Origin of the sequence: Cephaloticoccus capnophilus (assembly GCF_001580045.1) — a bacterium.
Taxonomy (GTDB): domain Bacteria; phylum Verrucomicrobiota; class Verrucomicrobiia; order Opitutales; family Opitutaceae; genus Cephaloticoccus; species Cephaloticoccus capnophilus.
On record NZ_LSZP01000010.1, the window covers coordinates 1 to 15,788 of the forward strand.

Here is a 15,788-nt window from a genome sequence, read left to right on the forward strand (position 1 = left end):
CAGTGGGAAAGTGTCCTGCGCCAAATAAAAAGCCGCTGCGAGGCTTGCGCGGGCGGGCGCGGGTTTCTGTGCTGCTTAGTCATATGGCTAGAAAACAAGTCACTTGGGGCGGTCGTTTTGCGGCGGGCCCGGCGCAGTTGATGCAGCGGTTTAGCGAGTCGGTATCCTTCGACTCGCGGCTTGCGCCGTTCGACATCGCGGGCAGTCGTGCGCATGCCGCCATGCTCGCGCATGTGGGGCTGATTACGCAAAAGGAGCGTGCGGCGATTGATGCGGGGCTTGAGCAGATTTTGGGCGAGATTGAGGCAGGCGAGTTTACGTGGGATGTCGCGCTCGAAGACGTGCATATGAACATCGAGCAGGCGCTTACGCAGCGAGTGCCGGCGGCGGCCAAGCTGCACACGGCGCGCAGCCGCAACGACCAAGTGGCGACCGATATGCGGCTGTGGTTTAAGGCCGCGTGCGCCGAGCTCGACGCGCGATTGGCGGGGGCTCAGCGCGAGTTGTTCCGCGTGGCCGAGGAAAACGCCACCACGCTCATTCCGGGTTACACGCACTTGCAACGCGCACAGCCGGTCTACCTTGCGCACCACCTGTTTGCTTGGCTGGAAATGCTGGAGCGCGACCGCGATCGCTTCGCTCGAGTCGCGGCGCAAGCCAACTGGTGTCCGCTGGGCAGTGGGGCGATTGCGGGGACGACGCTCCCGATCGACCGCGAGCACACGGCCCGTCTGCTCGGCTTCGTCGATGCGCGGGGCCGCCCGCAGGTTACGCAAAACTCGATGGATACCGTCGCCGACCGCGACGTGTTTATCGAGTTCGCCAGCGCGTGCGCGATTGTGGGCGTGCACTTCTCCAGAATGGCCGAAGACCTCATCTTATGGAGCAGTGCGGAGTTTGGCTTCGTCGAGCTGCCGGATGCGTTTTGCACAGGCTCGTCGTTGATGCCGCAAAAGAAAAACCCCGACTCGTGCGAGCTGCTGCGTGGCAAGTCCGCGCGCCTCCAAGGCAACCTTCATACGCTGCTCACGCTGGCGAAAGGGCTGCCGATGACGTACAACCGCGATTTGCAGGAGGATAAGCCACCGGTCTTTGATAGCTTCGACCAAGTCGCGCTCTGCGCCGATGTTCTGGCCGGAACAGTCGGTGGCCTGCGCGTTAACGAAGGGGAGTGCGCGGCGGCGGTTGCCGACCCTGCGTTGCTCGCGACCGATCTGGCCGATTATCTTGTGGAGCGCGGTGTGCCGTTTCGCGAAGCGCATCACGCGGTGGGCGCAGTCGTCGCCCTGGCCGAGAAACGCGCGGTGGCACTCGACGCGCTCGATACGCGGGAAGTGTGCAAAGTGCACGCAGGCTTTGGTGAAGATTGGCGCGAGGTCTTCGATCTCACGCGTGCGCTGGCCAAACGCTGCGGCACAGGGATGCCCGGCCCGGAGCAGCTACGCCGCCAACTTGCGCGCTGGAAAAGACGCCTCGCGCAGCCGCTTGCGCAAAAGGCCGCCGCCAAGCCTAAGACAGGGCCGTCTAAGCGGAAAAAATAATGGCTGAGAAAGTCCGCATCCTCCCAGACCGAGTCGCCAACCAGATCGCTGCGGGCGAGGTGATTGAGCGGCCTGCGGCCGTCATAAAGGAGCTTGTGGAAAACGCGCTCGATGCGGGCGCGACGCGGATTGAAGTCGAGTTTCGCCACGGCGGGCGTGCGCTCATGCGCATCGAGGACAACGGCCACGGGATGAGCCAAGACAACGCGCTGCTCGCGCTGGAGCGGCACGCGACGAGTAAAATCGCCGAGGCCGCTGACCTCGACCAAATCGGGAGCTACGGGTTTCGCGGTGAGGCGTTGCCCTCAATCGCGAGCGTCTCGCGCTTCGAACTTCAGACTCGCGAGCGTGGGGCCGAAGAAGGCACTGAAATCCTCATCAACGCGGGCCGGATCGTCCATGTGCGCGAGTGCGGGCGGCCCGTCGGCACGCGGATCGTGGTGACGCACTTGTTCAACTCGGTGCCCGCACGACGCAAGTTTCTCAAAACCGACCAGACCGAGGCCGCGCACATTATCCAGTGTGTGCGGCTCTACGCACTCGCGAGCCCGCAGGCCGCGTTTACGCTGATCGAAGACGGACGAGTGATTTTTAAGTCGCCCGAGTGTGCGACACTGGCCGAGCGCGTGGCCGAGATTTTTGGGCGGCAAACGGCCGAGGCACTCGTGCCGATTGACGCGAGCGAGGGCAGCGAAGAGGCGGGCGCACGCACTGCGGGAGCGGGCGGGCCGATGCGCTTGCGCGGACTGATTGGGCGGCCCGGGGTGGGGCGGGCGACGCGGCACGAGATGGTCATCTTCGTCAACCAACGGCCCGTAAACAGCCGCACGCTCAACTACGCGTTAATCGAGAGCTACCACGAGTCGCTGCCGAAAGGCCGTTACCCGCTGGCCTTTTTGTTCTTCGAGTGTGCCCCGGCAGCGGTCGACGTAAATGTGCACCCCGCCAAACGCGAAGTGCGCTTTCGCAGCGAGCCCGCCGTGCGCGGTTTTGTGATACGCAGCGTGCTCGCGCGATTGCGCGAGCTCGGCGCGGAGTTTGGCTCGCCCGCCTCGGGGGAAGCCCAAGCTCCACCTACTCCGGCTGCCGCTGTGCCCGTGCTCCACTCCGCGGCGCTTCCTCAAACGGGAGGCCGAGTGATCGCCCTCTCGGGCGAAAAAGCAGCACTCCCTGCGCCGCAACTTTCGCCCTTTACGGCTCCAAGAACCGTTTGGCCTGCGGGCGCAGTCCCTCCCTCGACTGCGGGCAAACTCCAGCCGTTTGCACCCGTAAGCGCCTACGAATTGGGCGAAGCCCAAAGGCTTGGCCACGCGGCGAGCAGGCGCGGGGGAAGGGGAGAGAGTCCCGACGGCGCAGCAAAGAGTGCGCTACTAAATAAAAGCAGCCTAGACACGGCGCTAGCGAGCGCCGCCCAAGGGCCCGGACATTCGATCACCGGGAGCGTGCCCAATACAAACACGCTAAGGCTGCGCTTTGTGGGCGTGGTGCATGGCGCGTATGCGCTCTTTGAGACGGCGGCGGGCCTGCTGCTCCTCGACCGCCGCGCGGCGACCGAGCGCGTATGGTTTGAGCGACTACAAGCGCAGTTTCGCAATGCGAGCGTGCCCAGCCAACGCCTGCTTTTAGCCGTGCCGCTGGAACTCGACCCGATAGCGACTGCGCTGCTCCTCGACCGCCTAAGCTTCCTCGCTGAACACGGCGTGGAAGTTAACGAGTTTGGCCGGAATTTTTTTCGCATTGAAGCGGTACCGACATGGATGGAGCCCGCCGAGGCAGAGGGCTTTGTGCGCGATTTTTTGGGCCAAGTTCGCGAAGGCCGTTTTCATGAAAACAACCTCGATCTTATGCGCGAGGAGCTCGCGCGACTGGCGATTTCGCGCGCCGTGCGTTTGCCCACGAATCCAAGCGAGGAAGAGTTGCGTGCACTCCTCGACGAACTCTTCGCGACCAGCCACCCGCTAACAAGCCCTGCCGGTCGCCCCACCTACGTGGAGCTAAGCCACACGGCGCTCGCTCGCTTGCTTGCGGGTCTATGAGCTATTGGGTGGCCGGCTAGACTTGATATTCCTCGCCGGGAGTCGGGTCGATGACCTTGGCGTTGGGGAGTTGCTCGGTGAGTTGGTTAGAGAACCATTTGCGGGCGGGCGCGTCGCCGTGGGTCAGCACGATGGCGCGCGGAGCGGCTTGCACGGCAAATTGGAGGAGGTGGTCGCGGTCGGCGTGGCCGCTGAGTTCGAAGCGCTCGACGCGGGCTTTGACCTTCGTCTTCACGCCCGCCTTTTCAAAGAGAAAGGAGTCGCCGGGTTTGCTGGCGAGGAGTTGGCCTCCGGGCGTATCGGGATCGCAATAGCCCACGAAGCCGATGGTATTTCGTGCGTGGCCGACGAGGCCGGAGGCGAGCGTGTTGCTGGGCGTTTTCTCGACCATCATGCCGGAGCTAATGATGTAGAGTGCGTTTTGCTGCGGGTCTTTTCCGGCCTCGAGCTTGCGCGGCAGGGGCTGGAGTTGGAGGTCTTTGACGATTGATCGGTTAAAGTGGATGTGGCGGGTTTTGCGGGAGATTTCGTCGAAGTAGTCGACCAAATCCATCCCGAGCCCGGAGGCGTAAATGGGGCAGTCAACGAGGCGGCCAAACTTGCGCGCATCGTTGATGACGGTGAGGACCTCCTGCATGCGCCCGAGTGCGAAGATGGGGATGAGGAAGGAGCCGCCACGCTGGATGGTGTCGTTGATGGATTTGACGAGCCGGGCAAACTCATCGCCGCGCAAGGCGATATCGGAGCTATCGGTATCGCCGCGCGTAGTCTCCATGACGAGCGTATCGAAGTGCCCGCTGGGAAACTTCGCCCCCGGGACGATGCGTTGGTCTTCAAAGAGCACGTCGCCGGTGAGGAAGATATGCCGATGCTTGTGGACGAGTTCGACGCCGGCGGCGCCAGCGACGTGGCCGGCGGGGTGAAAGATGAGCTCGATCTCGCTCCCGCTGTGATGCCCGCGAAATCGTTTTGCCTGACCAAAGGCGAGCCCCATCATGCGCCCGCGCAGTCGCTCGATTTCGGCGTGCGAGAAGAGCGGGTAGTCGGGGATGTTTTCCTCTTCTTTTTGGCGTTTCATGACGCTGGCCGAGTTGCGCAGCATCCGCTCAATGAGCAGCCGACTGGAGGAACTCATGATGACCGGCGTACTTGGGTGCTCGCGCATGACGACCGGCAGACTGCCGATGTGGTCGAGGTGGCAGTGCGTGATAATTATCAGATCGAGCGGGAGCTCGCGCAGTCGGGCGAGGTCGGGAGTGGCCGCGCGGCCGACCTGTTTCGGGTTGAGCCCGCAGTCCACGAGGATGCGCAATCCGGCCAGTTCGAGGAGCAGGCAATTGGCCCCGATGCCGCCTTCGCGATTCAAATCAATTAACTTCATCGCTGCGCAAAGCAGCAGAATTACTATGACACGCCAGCTTCTTTGCACGCGCGGCGGCGCGTTTTATTCTGGGAGCTTTGCCCGCGTGCTTCGCGGCTACGGGCAGTCGCCCGTCCGATTTTCCTGGATTTGCCCCTCGGGCACTTTCATCGCAAAGGGCGGCAGGATGACGTGGATTTTGTTACCGTAGGCATCTACGCCGTGGAAGGCCCCGTGTGCCACTGCGCTGGAGCCGGTGACGTGGTAGCTGTTGTAGCTAAACGCCTCGCCGGGCGCCAGTCGCGGCGTCTCGCCCACGATGCCGTCACCTTCGAGCACGGCGCGGCTGCCGTCTTCGTGTTCGAGCACCCATTTGCGCGCGAGAAGTTTCACTGTGCGATCGGAGGCATTGCGCAGCGTGATGAAGTAGACGAAGGCGTGCGGCTTATCTGCGGGCAGGCTCACCCCACCGTTGTGATAGCAGAGCTTATCGAGGCGGGCGCTGAGGCCGGGGAGTTCGCAGGAGGGTAGGGACACAGCGCGGCAAGCTGTGCACGAACGGGTTGCAGTGCAAAAGCTTTCCGCCCCAAATCGTCGATCTATGGCAGCAAAACTCGCCCTCCTTTCCGTCAGCGATAAAACCGGTCTAGTCGCCTTCGCGCGCGCCCTCGTTAACGAGCACGGCTACACGCTGCTCTCCACAGGCGGCACCGCGCAGGCCTTGCTCCAGGCGGGCCTGCCGGTCACGGAGGTCGGTGCGCACACGGGCTTTCCCGAAATCATGGAGGGCCGTGTAAAAACGCTGCACCCGAAGATTCACGGCGGGCTCTTGTGTCGGCGCGATAGCGAGGCGCATCTCGCCCAGGCGGCGGCCAATCGTATCGAGCTGATCGACCTCGTAGTCGTAAATCTTTACCCTTTTGAGGAAACGGTGGCGCGCGCGGGTGTGTCCCTTGAGGAGGCGATTGAGAACATTGATATCGGTGGCCCTTCGATGCTGCGCAGTGCGGCCAAAAACCACGAGAGCGTGACGGTGCTTTGCGACCCGGCGGACTACGACGCGGTGTTGGCGGCACTTGGCAAATCGGGTTCGGCAAACGCGGCGTCGGTAGACGCGTTGCGCGAACTGCGCCGCAAGCTCGCGCTAAAAGTTTTCGAGCGCACGGCCCGCTACGATGGGGCGATTTCCAACTACTTGGCGGCCCGGCTGGGCGAGTTGGAAAACACTAAGGATGCGGCGGGCGGCGCGCGCGCTGATGCGTCGGACGAGGTGCCCGACATGGCGGCGCTCAGCGGTTTCCCCGAGCAACTTACGCTCTCCTACCAAAAAGCGCAGACGCTGCGTTATGGCGAAAATCCTCACCAACAAGCCGCGCTCTACGGCAGCTTTCACGCGCACTACGAGCAGCTCCAAGGCAAGGAGCTCTCTTATAATAACCTGCTCGATATCACGGCAGCGACTTACCTCATCGGCGAGTTCGAGCGGCCTACGGTGGCGATTCTCAAGCACACCAACCCCTGCGGTGTCGCGAGTGCGGACACGCTGGAAGCGGCTTGGGAGTCGGCCTACGCGACTGACCGGCAGGCGCCCTTTGGCGGTATCATCGTGGTCAACCACACACTCGGCGCAGCGCTCGCGCAGACGATTTCAGAAATATTTACCGAGGTGATTATTGCGCCGCGTTTCAGCGACGAGGCGCTCGCGATTTTCGCCAAAAAGAAAAATCTGCGGCTGCTCATTGCAAAGGAAGGGCTCGGGGCGGAGTCGCTCCAAGAAATCCGCTCGGTGGTCGGCGGCGTGCTTTTGCAAGACCGCGACAAAACCATCGGGCGGCCGAGTGAGTTTAAGGTCGTGACGAAGCGCGAGCCCAGCGCGGAAGAGTGGGCCTCGATGCTCTTCGCGTGGAAGGTCGCCAAACACGTTAAGTCCAACGCCATCGTGTACTGTCGGGGCGAGCAAACGCTCGGCGTCGGCGCGGGGCAAATGGCGCGGGTCGATAGCTCGCGGATCGCCGTGTGGAAGGCCGGCGAGGCGGGGCTCGACCTGCGTGGCTCGGTCGTCGCGAGCGAGGCACTCTTTCCCTTTGCCGATGGACTGATTGCGGCGGCGGAGGCGGGTGCCACCTGCGCGATCCAGCCAGGCGGCTCGGTGCGCGACGAGGAAGTTATCGCCGCGGCCAACGAACGCGGGATGGCGATGGTCTTTACTGGCATCCGGCACTTCCGCCATTAAGTTGCGCGCGCATACAAAGTCCGTTTTCCCCTCCCCCTAAAAACTCCGTCCCGGCTCTGCCATGAACGCTAAAGTGACGCCCTCCTCTCGCAGCAGTTTTCCTTTTCTGCCCTGCATCATCTCGGTCGCGCTGGCGATCCTCGCCGGGTGCTATGTGAACCCCGTCACGGGCCGCTCGTACACGGTGCTCACCAGTGTGGGCGAAGAAGTGCGGATGGGCGCGCAAGCGTTTAACGGGATTAAGGAAGAAGAGAAGATTAGTCGTGACCCGGCCGCCAATGCGCGTGTGCAGCGAATCGCGGGGCGGCTCGCCGAGGTGATTGGCGAGGCAGTGCCGGAGGCGAATTGGGAGTTCGTCGTTTTCGACTCCGACACGCTCAACGCCTTCGCGCTGCCCGGGGGAAAGGTCGGCGTCTACACCGGCCTCATGGCTCTGCTCGACGACGATGATGAGCTCGCGGCGGTCATCGGCCACGAGATCGGGCACGTCGTCGCGCGGCATGGCGGTAGGCGGATGTCGCAAGGGATGATTGTTGGCGTGATCGGTGCGGTGGGCGGCGCGATGGTCGAAAACACCGAGCTGTTTAAACAAGCCTATGGCGGCATCACCAACGCGGCCTTTGTGCTGCCACACTCGCGCAAAGACGAGCAAGAGGCGGACTTGATGGGCCTGCACTACGCGGCACTCGCGGGCTACGACCCGGAGGCGGCGGTGCGCGTCTGGCAAAAAATGGATGCGGTTTCGGATCACGAAAACGCGCCGCCGGCTTGGCTCTCGACCCACCCGACCAACGCGCAACGAATCGCCGACCTAAGCAAAGCCGCCCCGAAATACCGCGAGACCTACTTGGCCAATAAAGACCGCTTTGCAGACAGGTCGTAGTTTTCTTATCTCGCCGCGTGCCCAACGGGCGGCGCAGTCAGCGCGTTAAAATAAAGCGGGCCATCGCCCCGAAATGGCTCGAAGCGGTCAAAAGGTAGCCCACGCTACGGCGCATGTTTGACCCGATTGAAAAACTGAAAGCCTACGTGGCGCATGCGAGTGTTTCGGCAGATCCGGCCTTTGCGCCGCACATGGCGGGCGCGCGGGATTTCGTGGGCGGGCTTTTGAGCGAGATTGGTTTCGCGGTGGAGTATGTGCCGACTGCGCTGCATCCGGTCGTGGTCGCGAAGCGACCTGCGCGGGGTGAAGCGGCGAAGACTGCGCCGCACGTCCTCATCTACGGACACTATGACGTGCAGCCACCCGACCCGCTCGACCTTTGGGAGACGCCGCCTTTTGAGCCGCAAGTGCGCGGCTCCAGGATTTACGGGCGCGGGACTGCCGATAACAAGGGGCCGCTGATGGCGCACATCGCTGCCGTTGCGCGCCTCGTGGAGGCCACTCCTGATTTGCCGCTCAATCTTACTTTCGTCGTCGAGGGCGAGGAGGAAATCGGCAGCGTGAATTTCAAAACCTTCCTCCGCGAGCACCGGGACAAACTCGCCGGGGCGGACTTCATTTTTATGTCCGACACGGGGATTCCGAGCCCGGAGCAAATGGTGATTACGGTAGGGCTACGAGGCATCGCTTCGTTTGAAATCGCGCTGACAAATGCGGCGATGGACTTGCACTCGGGCGGACACGGCGGCGCGATTTTGAACCCCATCCAAGCCCTCGCTGAATTGTGCGCGACGCTGCACACGCCGGACGGTCGCGTGAATGTGCCCGGCTTCTACGACGAGGTCTGTGAGGTCGAGGACTGGGAGCGAGAGGAGCTGCGTGCGCTGGATTTAAACGAGGCCGACTACGCGAAGTTTCTCGGCGTCTCACAGTTTTACACGCCGCCCGGCTACAGCCCCTTTGAGGCGGTTCGGTTTTTGCCGACCCTAGAGTTCAACGGGATTAGCGGCGGCTACCAAGGAGAGGGGGCGAAAACGGTTATTCCGAGTGTGGCGCGGGCGAAAGTGACCTGCCGCTTGGTGGCGAAGCAAAATCCTGCGGCGATCAAAGCGCAGATTTTTAAAACCCTGCGCGAGCGTGCGCCCGCGGGGCTCAAGATGGAGCTCCTCTCGCAGCACGACGCGGAGCCCTATCTCGTCGTGCCGCCCGGGCGAAGCAACACGCCCGCCGATCAATCGCCACGCTTGGCGGCGGGCTTTCGGGCAGTCGAAGCCGCAGTTAAAGAAGTCTGGGGCGGGCGGCCCTTTTACCTGCGCGAAGGCGGCTCGGTGGGGCTAATCGCCGACTTGAAAGCGGAGCTCGGGCTTGACGCGATCATGCTCGGGCTGTTCTTGCCCGAAGATAACCTACACGCGCCCAATGAAAGCTTCGACCTGGGCATCATGCAGAAGGGCATCACCACAATCGAAACCGCGTTGCGAAACATGGCCCGTACCTGAGGCGGGCCTTATTCGTTTCGGGAAGAAAATTGTGTTGCTACTATCAAACAGGAACTGTCGTTTTCGCAAATGCCAGCAACAGCAGATAGCGTCGTAAAATGCAGTCCCGATACCGAGGGGAAATGGGCGACTCGATTCCTTTTTATTAAAAACACCTTTCAGCGGCATGAAAAAACATTAGTGCGTCTTGCCTACTTGGTAGTTGTTGCGGTCTTTTTTTCTGTTTTTTCTAGTTTTTATATTCCGGGGAAGGGTTTCTCTTACCTAGTTTTTTTTGGAAGTAAGCAGCCCGCAGTTATTAGTGAGCTAGGAGAGACTAATTACTACCTACACGAAAATTCCTACGGGTATGATGGTCAGTTTTATGCGCAGATCGCGGTAGACCCTACGCTGCGCAATCCGGAGCTCCTTGAGTCTGTAGATAGCCTTTCGTATAGAGGGCGACGAATATTAATGAGTCTCTCGGCCTATTTGATGGGCTGGGGGAATCCTGGGGCAGTGCTTCACGCTTACACGCTTCAGAATGTGATTTGCTGGGTTTTGCTCGCGGTCTTACTGCTTTGGTGGTTTCCTCCAAACTCTTGGCAGAATTGGTTTCGGTGGACTGGAGTCTTACTCTGCGCTGGGATGTGGGCGAGTATGATGCGTGCGTTAACTGATGGGCCCAGTTTATTACTCGTGGCCTTTGGCGTTTTCTTAATAGAAAAAAATAAGCCTTGGTTGGCCGCTACCGTGCTTGGGCTTAGCGGTTTGGCCAAGGAGACCAATGTTTTAAGTGTCACTCCCTTCCTGAGGCATGAGGCGCTTTTAACGCCGCGTAAGTGGCCGACACTCATTCTTCAGTCATTATTGGTATTAAGCCCTTTGGTCCTTTGGGTTTTTTATATAGATAAAGTCTTGGGTCTACCCCCCAGTGCAGGTTTAAATAATTTTACTTGGCCGTTTGGGGGCTGGGCTTGGAGGCTAAAATTTAATGCAGTCGATGCTTTCTCTCAGGACTTTTTAACCGGAAGAGGGCTTCCAAACCTCTCTTTTCTATGTCTTCTCGGCCTTTTAGCCCTGAGTGTACAATGTGCATTTTTCCTATTACGTCCCAAGTGGGATAAGCCTTGGTGGCGTATCGGGGCCTCATTTTCGCTCTTAATGGCAGTGCTCGGTGAGGCGGTTTGGGAAGGCTTCCCAGGGGCCTCTTTTCGCGTGTTGTTACCTATGCAACTTGCGTTTAATGTCCTTGTCCCCCGCACGCGGCACTGGATTCCTATTCTGATTCTCGGAAACCTTACCCTCCTTACTGAAATTCATGTTATTTTAGATAGTACAAAGCAAGTACAGTCAATCGTCCGGTTTGAGCAGTCGCTACCCGATCACCGGCGTACCCGGTCTTCTTTTTCTCAAAAGGGTTTAATATCAGTGGAGTTTTCGTCAGGCTGGTACATTGCAGAGTACTCTGGGCGGGGGAAGTGGGTTTGGAGTAGCGGTCCATCGGAAGTGACGCTTCGGAATAAGTTGCCCACTTCAGAAACAGTGGCGTTGGAATTTTCGATTCACTCGCTAGAGGCGCGGGATTTGACGCTCCGAGACGCCTCTGGAGCAGTGCTCTGGCATACTGATGCGCTGAAGGATAAGGTCCGCGTGACGGTAGAGGGCGTTGTCCTAAAGCCGGGGACTACAGTACTGCGCTTCGAGACAAGTCAGGGCGCTAGCTTTGTCCCGCCTGATACCCGCCCTTTGGCGTTCTGTGTGACCAACCTCCACGTTTTGGAGTAGCTTCCACTACGCGTGGGCCACTTTCCCACTACGCGTGGGGCGGCAGCGTGTCGCTGCACCCATTTACCGAACGCTTGGCCGCTGTGCATTCGCACAGCGGCCAAGCGTTCGGTAGAAAGGAACCCAAACTTTGGGGCGGGAGTTTATTCGTGATTTTTCCCACTTCGCCCAAACGGGTTATCACTCTACTCTCCCTTTTACTCCTCTCCCTGTCGCAACGCGACAGGGGGAAATGCTTTCAAATTTGGGATTTCGCTTTCGCGCGATAGCGCGATGAGAAATCCCAAATTGAACGGGTGCAGGCACAGCCTGCCGCCCCACGCGTAGTGGAGGTCTGTGACCTCTGACATTTACCTCGCGGACAGGATGCGGCGCGCAAATCAAACTAACCCGGCTTGGCTATTAAATGCGGATGCCGCGTTTCCAAAGCCACTCGGTGAGTGCGCTGCGGCGCAGGTGTCGCAGGAGGCGGGGGTGGGTGGAGAACTCCATTGGCGTAAAGGGGCGTCCAAAGCCGCGCTCGCGCAGTTTTAGGGTTTCATGAATCGCTCCGGATTCTTGTTCGGCGTAGCTTTTTTGGAGTGCGTGGGTGCGGAAGCAGCCGAGGAAGTAGGGGAGCCGGACGATGCGTGCTCCGGCTGCCTGGAAGCGCAGGATGAGTTCCCAGTCCATCGCGTAGCGGTAGTCGGGGTTGAGGCCGCCGACTTTATCCCAGATCCGCCGTCGCCAAAAGAGGGTTTCTTGGGGGACGGGGTCGTTGATGAGCGTCAGCGCGTGGTCGTGGCTGGGGAGCCACCAGCGCGAGATTTCCCTAGAGTGTTCATCGACCAAGATCCGATGTCCGTAGACGGCGTCGACTTCTGGGTGTGTGGCGAAGTAGTTGGCTACGTAGCGGAGGGCTCCCGGGAGGTAAAAGTCATCGGAGTTTAGCCACGCCATGAGGTCGTCGGGGCCGCCGGTGGTTTTCGCAAAGCCGTTTATGATTGCGCGGGATTGGCCGCCATCGGGGCCGCTTTCCCAGGCGTGAAGCCGGTCGGCTTGGGCTCGGATTAGCTCGACGCTGCCGTCTGTCGAGCCGCCGTCTTGGAGGACATAGTCGACTTGTGCGCCGGGCTGTTGGTCGAGCACGCTAGCCATGGTTTCAGGCAGCCAGAGGGCCTGATTGTAGGAAGGGGTAACGATGGCGAAGCGCGGGGAGGCGTCGCGGAGGCGTGCCTTTACGGGATGCGTGGGAAAACGCTCTGGGGAGATCGGGCGCGGGGCGTAGCGGGCTTGGTTGGAGGCTTGGGACTCGAAGAATTCGTCGTAGTGGGCCCGTGCGTTTCGGAGCCAGAGTGGGCGCAGGCTATCGCACACGCGTGTATTTCGGGTAAAGAGCAGGTGTTCGCTGCCATCTTCGAGTCGGGCAAAGACGGATAGCGTACGCTGACCTTTTTCTAGGATACCGCGCAGCTCGAAGCCGATCGTCTCGCTAGGGGCTGTGGGGGTGGCGGCCTTTACTTCGGGGCGAGCTAGGGCGACGGGGGTCGAGAGGCTGTGTCCGTTATCACAGCGTAGTAAGATAGAGACTACAGCGGGGCCTGTTTCGGCGAAGCACCAGCCAGTGAGAATGAGGAGGCGTGTGGGGAATCGCTCAAAGTTTGAGGGGCGGTCGATATGGTAGCGTGGCGAGGTGGCTATAGGGGGCGGGGCAGCAGCGGGCATGGGGTGAGTTATTCGATTTTTAAGCTAAAGAGTTGGAGTCCGAGTAGGCGGGAGTCGTCGCAGATACCGAGTGCGGCGGGCGAGGTCGCATCGGGCAGTTTAAATGAGAGTTGGTGGCGAGCTTGTGTGGCGATCAGTGTGCTGGGAAGCGCGAGGGAGTACTCCCGCGTTTCGCTGATTTGAAGCTGGCCGAGTTCGTGTTCGTCGAGCGCGATACGGACGCGCTGAGCGGGGATTTCTGAGGTGCAGAAGGCGCCTGCGCATAGCTTCAGTGTGCGATTGCGTTTTGGGGAGGCGGGCAGGTCGAAGCGAAGGGCCGCCTCCGGCCCTTCTGTCCAAGTAAACTCGTCTTCGGCTATGGCCCAGCCGTGGAGTTTGTAGCGAACCGCGTCTCCATCCGCCGAGAAGGAGAGCGTGTGTCCCCATTGGTAGGCGCGTAGGGGGGCGACTTTATCGCGACTGACGTCGACTGTGGTCGGTAAAAAGGCAGTCCCGGTGAAGGGGGCTTCCGCGCCGGGAAGCACAGAGAAGACTACGGCGTTATCTTGCCAATCGTAGTTTGCCGCGAGGTGGGTGTGTCCCGAGTGTGCAGCGACGGTGAGCGAGTAGCGACCGGGGGCCAAGCGGAGCGGCAGTGCGAAGCGGACTTCCGCAGATTGGCCTGCAGTGAAGTCGCCGAGTGCGACGCCTTGGTGGTGAGTATTGGTGCCATAGACATCGTTGCCGAGTCGGTCTCGGATTAGGAGTCCGACAGTGGGCGCCTCGACTGCGTCGCGAAACTCGAGGGCGCAAACGATGCGCGCATTTTCGCCCACCGTGAAAGAGCGGGTCGGGGTTTCGCTGGCATTCATTAGCTCGACATCGCCGATGACGACGCGTCGATCACCAGAGCGCGTGACGGTGTGGCCCTTAGCGCGCTCCACTTGTCGGATCTCGAGGTCTTTTTGTTTTTTGGCGACCAGGGCGTTGTAGTAGTCGCAGACGGCGATTGCCGGGCCTTCGCGGATGAGGTTTCCGTGCTCCAGGATGACGGCGCGAGTGCACATCGTCTTGATCGTCGCCGCATCGTGGCTGACGACGATCATGGTCTTACCGGCCTGCTGAAATTGGCGGATGAGGTTGATGGATTTGTGCTGAAAGTAGGCGTCGCCGACGGAGAGTGCTTCGTCGACGATCAGGATGTCGGGGTTGAGCTGGGTGAGGACGGCGAAGGCGAGCCGCGCGGCCATACCGGTCGAGTAGGTGCGCACGGGGTCGTCGAAGAACTGGCCGATTTCGGCAAAGGTCTCGATGGCGTGCATCCGGGACTCGAGGAACTGGCGGGAGACGCCGAGGATGGAGCCGTAGAGGTAGGCATTTTCGCGACCGGTGAAGTCGGGGTTCATGCCAGAGCCAAGCTCCAGAAGGGCCGCGACTCGACCCCGCACCTCGACACGTCCGCTGGTCGGGGAGAGTGTGCCTGCGATGATTTGCAGGAGTGTGGACTTGCCCGAGCCGTTGTAGCCGATGAGTCCCACGACTTCACCGCGTCCGATTTGGAGTGACACGCCCCGCAGGGCTTGGATTTCGCGAAACCCGTGTTGGGCGGCGACTGCGATGCGCTCGGCGAGGGGACTCTTTGGCCCCAAGAGGCGGCGCGCGGCGCGTGCACAGGCTTCCAAGAAACTGACTCGCAAGCGCGAAAGGGGAGTTTCCCAGACGCGATAGGTTTTGGAGAGTCGGTCGACTTCGATCGCGATCGGGTGCCGGGTATCGGGGCTCCGTTCTTGTTTAGGCATTGCTGGGAGTTTGCTCAGTGCTTGATGCCGATAACAGCAAAGTCCTGTGGCCCGTAGAAGAACTCATTGAAGCGTTGCGCGACGGGGTCACCTGCCTCGCCGACGTGGTGAAGCGGCGGCATGGGGTTGAGAAACTCGACACGCGCTTGGCTGAAGCCGGAATCCTCTAGGAGGAATTGGATGAAGTCGGGGTTGACGGGATGTAGGTGGGTCGGGTCGCTCCAAAAATTAACCGCACTGACGAGCATGTTGCGCGGGTTTGGGGTCTCAAAGATGGCAATCCCACCGGGGCAGAGGATTCGCTGACTTTGGCGGATGAACTCTTGGAGTACGGGGAAGGGCAAATGCTCGATAATATGAAAGCCAGTGACTACGGCGACAGACTCGGCGGGCGCAGCAGTGAGGCAGGCGATGACGTCTGCGGCGATCACATCAAGGGCACGCTCGCGACACTGCTTTAGGAAGACCTGATTGAGCTCCACGCCCACAGCGGGGATGCCCTGTTGCCCCAGCAGCTCCAGCCACTCGCCACGACCTGAACCGAGATCGAGTACGCCTTGGCCCGAGCGGAGTTTCGTAAAAAGTTCGGCATGAGTGCCGGTCAGCGGCGGCAGCTGTGCGGGTTGTGCCTTGGCTACTTTTGCGCGGGCGTCTGAGATGTGCGGGAGGTAGTAGGATTGGCGTTTCGTGATGAGCTCTTGGGGCCCCCTAAAGCGGGCTTCAAAGGCGGAGTAGAACGCGTCGGCCTCTAACGATTGGGCGGCCTGCACGGTATCCAGTGCTTTGCTCGCCTGATCGGATAGTTCTGAAGAGGAGGCGGGTAACTTAGGCGACTCAAGCAGCGTCCGCAGGTGTTTTTCGAGTTCGGGGAGCAGAGAGCGCGTCGCTAGCGCCAGTGCCGCCCCTTGACTCTCAAGTTGCGCAAAACGCTGCTCGGCCGCAGCGGCACTGGCCGCCCCTTGACTCTCAAGTTGCGCAAAACGCTGC

General features: G+C 60.7%; 11 protein-coding genes. 6 read left to right on the top strand and 5 right to left on the bottom strand.

The features are described 5' to 3' along the window. Positions 1 to 83: 83 nt before the first annotated feature. Both argH and mutL read left to right on the top strand, forming a co-directional pair. Positions 84 to 1,541, top strand: coding sequence for an argininosuccinate lyase (gene argH / locus AXK12_RS01460; protein ID WP_068711007.1), 1,458 nt, complete (start codon positions 84 to 86; stop codon positions 1,539 to 1,541). Next, positions 1,541 to 3,577: a DNA mismatch repair endonuclease MutL gene (mutL, locus tag AXK12_RS01465; protein WP_068711008.1), complete on the top strand. Its 2,037-nt coding sequence runs from the start codon at positions 1,541 to 1,543 to the stop codon at positions 3,575 to 3,577. Before argH ends, mutL begins: the two co-directional genes overlap by 1 nt. A 16-nt stretch (positions 3,578 to 3,593) precedes the next feature. Here mutL and AXK12_RS01470 read toward each other — a convergent pair whose 3' ends face one another. Both AXK12_RS01470 and AXK12_RS01475 read right to left on the bottom strand, forming a co-directional pair. Then, positions 3,594 to 4,958 (bottom strand): MBL fold metallo-hydrolase, encoded by a 1,365-nt coding sequence (locus tag AXK12_RS01470; protein ID WP_068711009.1) that lies wholly within the window; start codon positions 4,956 to 4,958, stop codon positions 3,594 to 3,596. 96 nt (positions 4,959 to 5,054) lie between these two features. After that, the gene (locus AXK12_RS01475; protein ID WP_068711010.1) at positions 5,055 to 5,474 is read right to left on the bottom strand and encodes a Co(2+)/Mg(2+) efflux protein ApaG; all 420 of its coding nucleotides are present in this window, start codon (positions 5,472 to 5,474) and stop codon (positions 5,055 to 5,057) included. Positions 5,475 to 5,538: 64 nt separating this feature from the next. On the opposite strand from AXK12_RS01475, the gene purH reads away from it, so the two are divergent. The 4 genes from purH (at position 5,539) to AXK12_RS01495 (ending at position 11,319) form a co-directional block, all read left to right on the top strand. Then, positions 5,539 to 7,170: a bifunctional phosphoribosylaminoimidazolecarboxamide formyltransferase/IMP cyclohydrolase gene (purH, locus tag AXK12_RS01480; RefSeq protein WP_068711011.1), complete on the top strand. Its 1,632-nt coding sequence runs from the start codon at positions 5,539 to 5,541 to the stop codon at positions 7,168 to 7,170. A gap of 61 nt (positions 7,171 to 7,231) precedes the next feature. Beyond that, the gene (locus AXK12_RS01485; protein WP_068711012.1) at positions 7,232 to 8,053 is read left to right on the top strand and encodes a M48 family metallopeptidase; all 822 of its coding nucleotides are present in this window, start codon (positions 7,232 to 7,234) and stop codon (positions 8,051 to 8,053) included. A gap of 113 nt (positions 8,054 to 8,166) precedes the next feature. Beyond that, the gene (locus AXK12_RS01490; RefSeq protein WP_068711013.1) at positions 8,167 to 9,552 is read left to right on the top strand and encodes a M20/M25/M40 family metallo-hydrolase; all 1,386 of its coding nucleotides are present in this window, start codon (positions 8,167 to 8,169) and stop codon (positions 9,550 to 9,552) included. A 69-nt stretch (positions 9,553 to 9,621) separates the two neighbouring features. Beyond that, positions 9,622 to 11,319: a hypothetical protein gene (locus tag AXK12_RS01495; protein WP_156468772.1), complete on the top strand. Its 1,698-nt coding sequence runs from the start codon at positions 9,622 to 9,624 to the stop codon at positions 11,317 to 11,319. A gap of 402 nt (positions 11,320 to 11,721) precedes the next feature. On the opposite strand, the gene AXK12_RS01500 is transcribed toward AXK12_RS01495, so the two are convergent. From AXK12_RS01500 to AXK12_RS01510, 3 genes are all read right to left on the bottom strand, one after another. After that, positions 11,722 to 13,023, bottom strand: coding sequence for a glycosyltransferase family 2 protein (locus AXK12_RS01500; RefSeq protein WP_068711015.1), 1,302 nt, complete (start codon positions 13,021 to 13,023; stop codon positions 11,722 to 11,724). 8 nt (positions 13,024 to 13,031) lie between these two features. Next, the gene (locus tag AXK12_RS01505; RefSeq protein ID WP_068711016.1) at positions 13,032 to 14,801 is read right to left on the bottom strand and encodes an ABC transporter ATP-binding protein; all 1,770 of its coding nucleotides are present in this window, start codon (positions 14,799 to 14,801) and stop codon (positions 13,032 to 13,034) included. Between the two features lie 14 nt (positions 14,802 to 14,815). Then, on the bottom strand, positions 14,816 to 15,788 hold a 973-nt coding region (locus AXK12_RS01510; RefSeq protein ID WP_156468774.1), incomplete at its 5' end, for a class I SAM-dependent methyltransferase.

Bases quoted from the DNA above. Each gene is read 5' to 3' on its own strand.
- AXK12_RS01505 (WP_068711016.1), bottom strand. From the start codon at position 14,801: ATGCCTAAACAAGAACGGAGCCCCGATACCCGGCACCCGATCGCGATC.
- AXK12_RS01495 (WP_156468772.1), top strand. From the start codon at position 9,622: ATGCCAGCAACAGCAGATAGCGTCGTAAAATGCAGTCCCGATACCGAG.
- AXK12_RS01485 (WP_068711012.1), top strand. From the start codon at position 7,232: ATGAACGCTAAAGTGACGCCCTCCTCTCGCAGCAGTTTTCCTTTTCTG.
- mutL (WP_068711008.1), top strand. From the start codon at position 1,541: ATGGCTGAGAAAGTCCGCATCCTCCCAGACCGAGTCGCCAACCAGATC.
- AXK12_RS01490 (WP_068711013.1), top strand. From the start codon at position 8,167: ATGTTTGACCCGATTGAAAAACTGAAAGCCTACGTGGCGCATGCGAGT.
- AXK12_RS01470 (WP_068711009.1), bottom strand. From the start codon at position 4,958: ATGAAGTTAATTGATTTGAATCGCGAAGGCGGCATCGGGGCCAATTGC.
- argH (WP_068711007.1), top strand. From the start codon at position 84: ATGGCTAGAAAACAAGTCACTTGGGGCGGTCGTTTTGCGGCGGGCCCG.
- AXK12_RS01500 (WP_068711015.1), bottom strand. From the start codon at position 13,023: ATGCCCGCTGCTGCCCCGCCCCCTATAGCCACCTCGCCACGCTACCAT.
- purH (WP_068711011.1), top strand. From the start codon at position 5,539: ATGGCAGCAAAACTCGCCCTCCTTTCCGTCAGCGATAAAACCGGTCTA.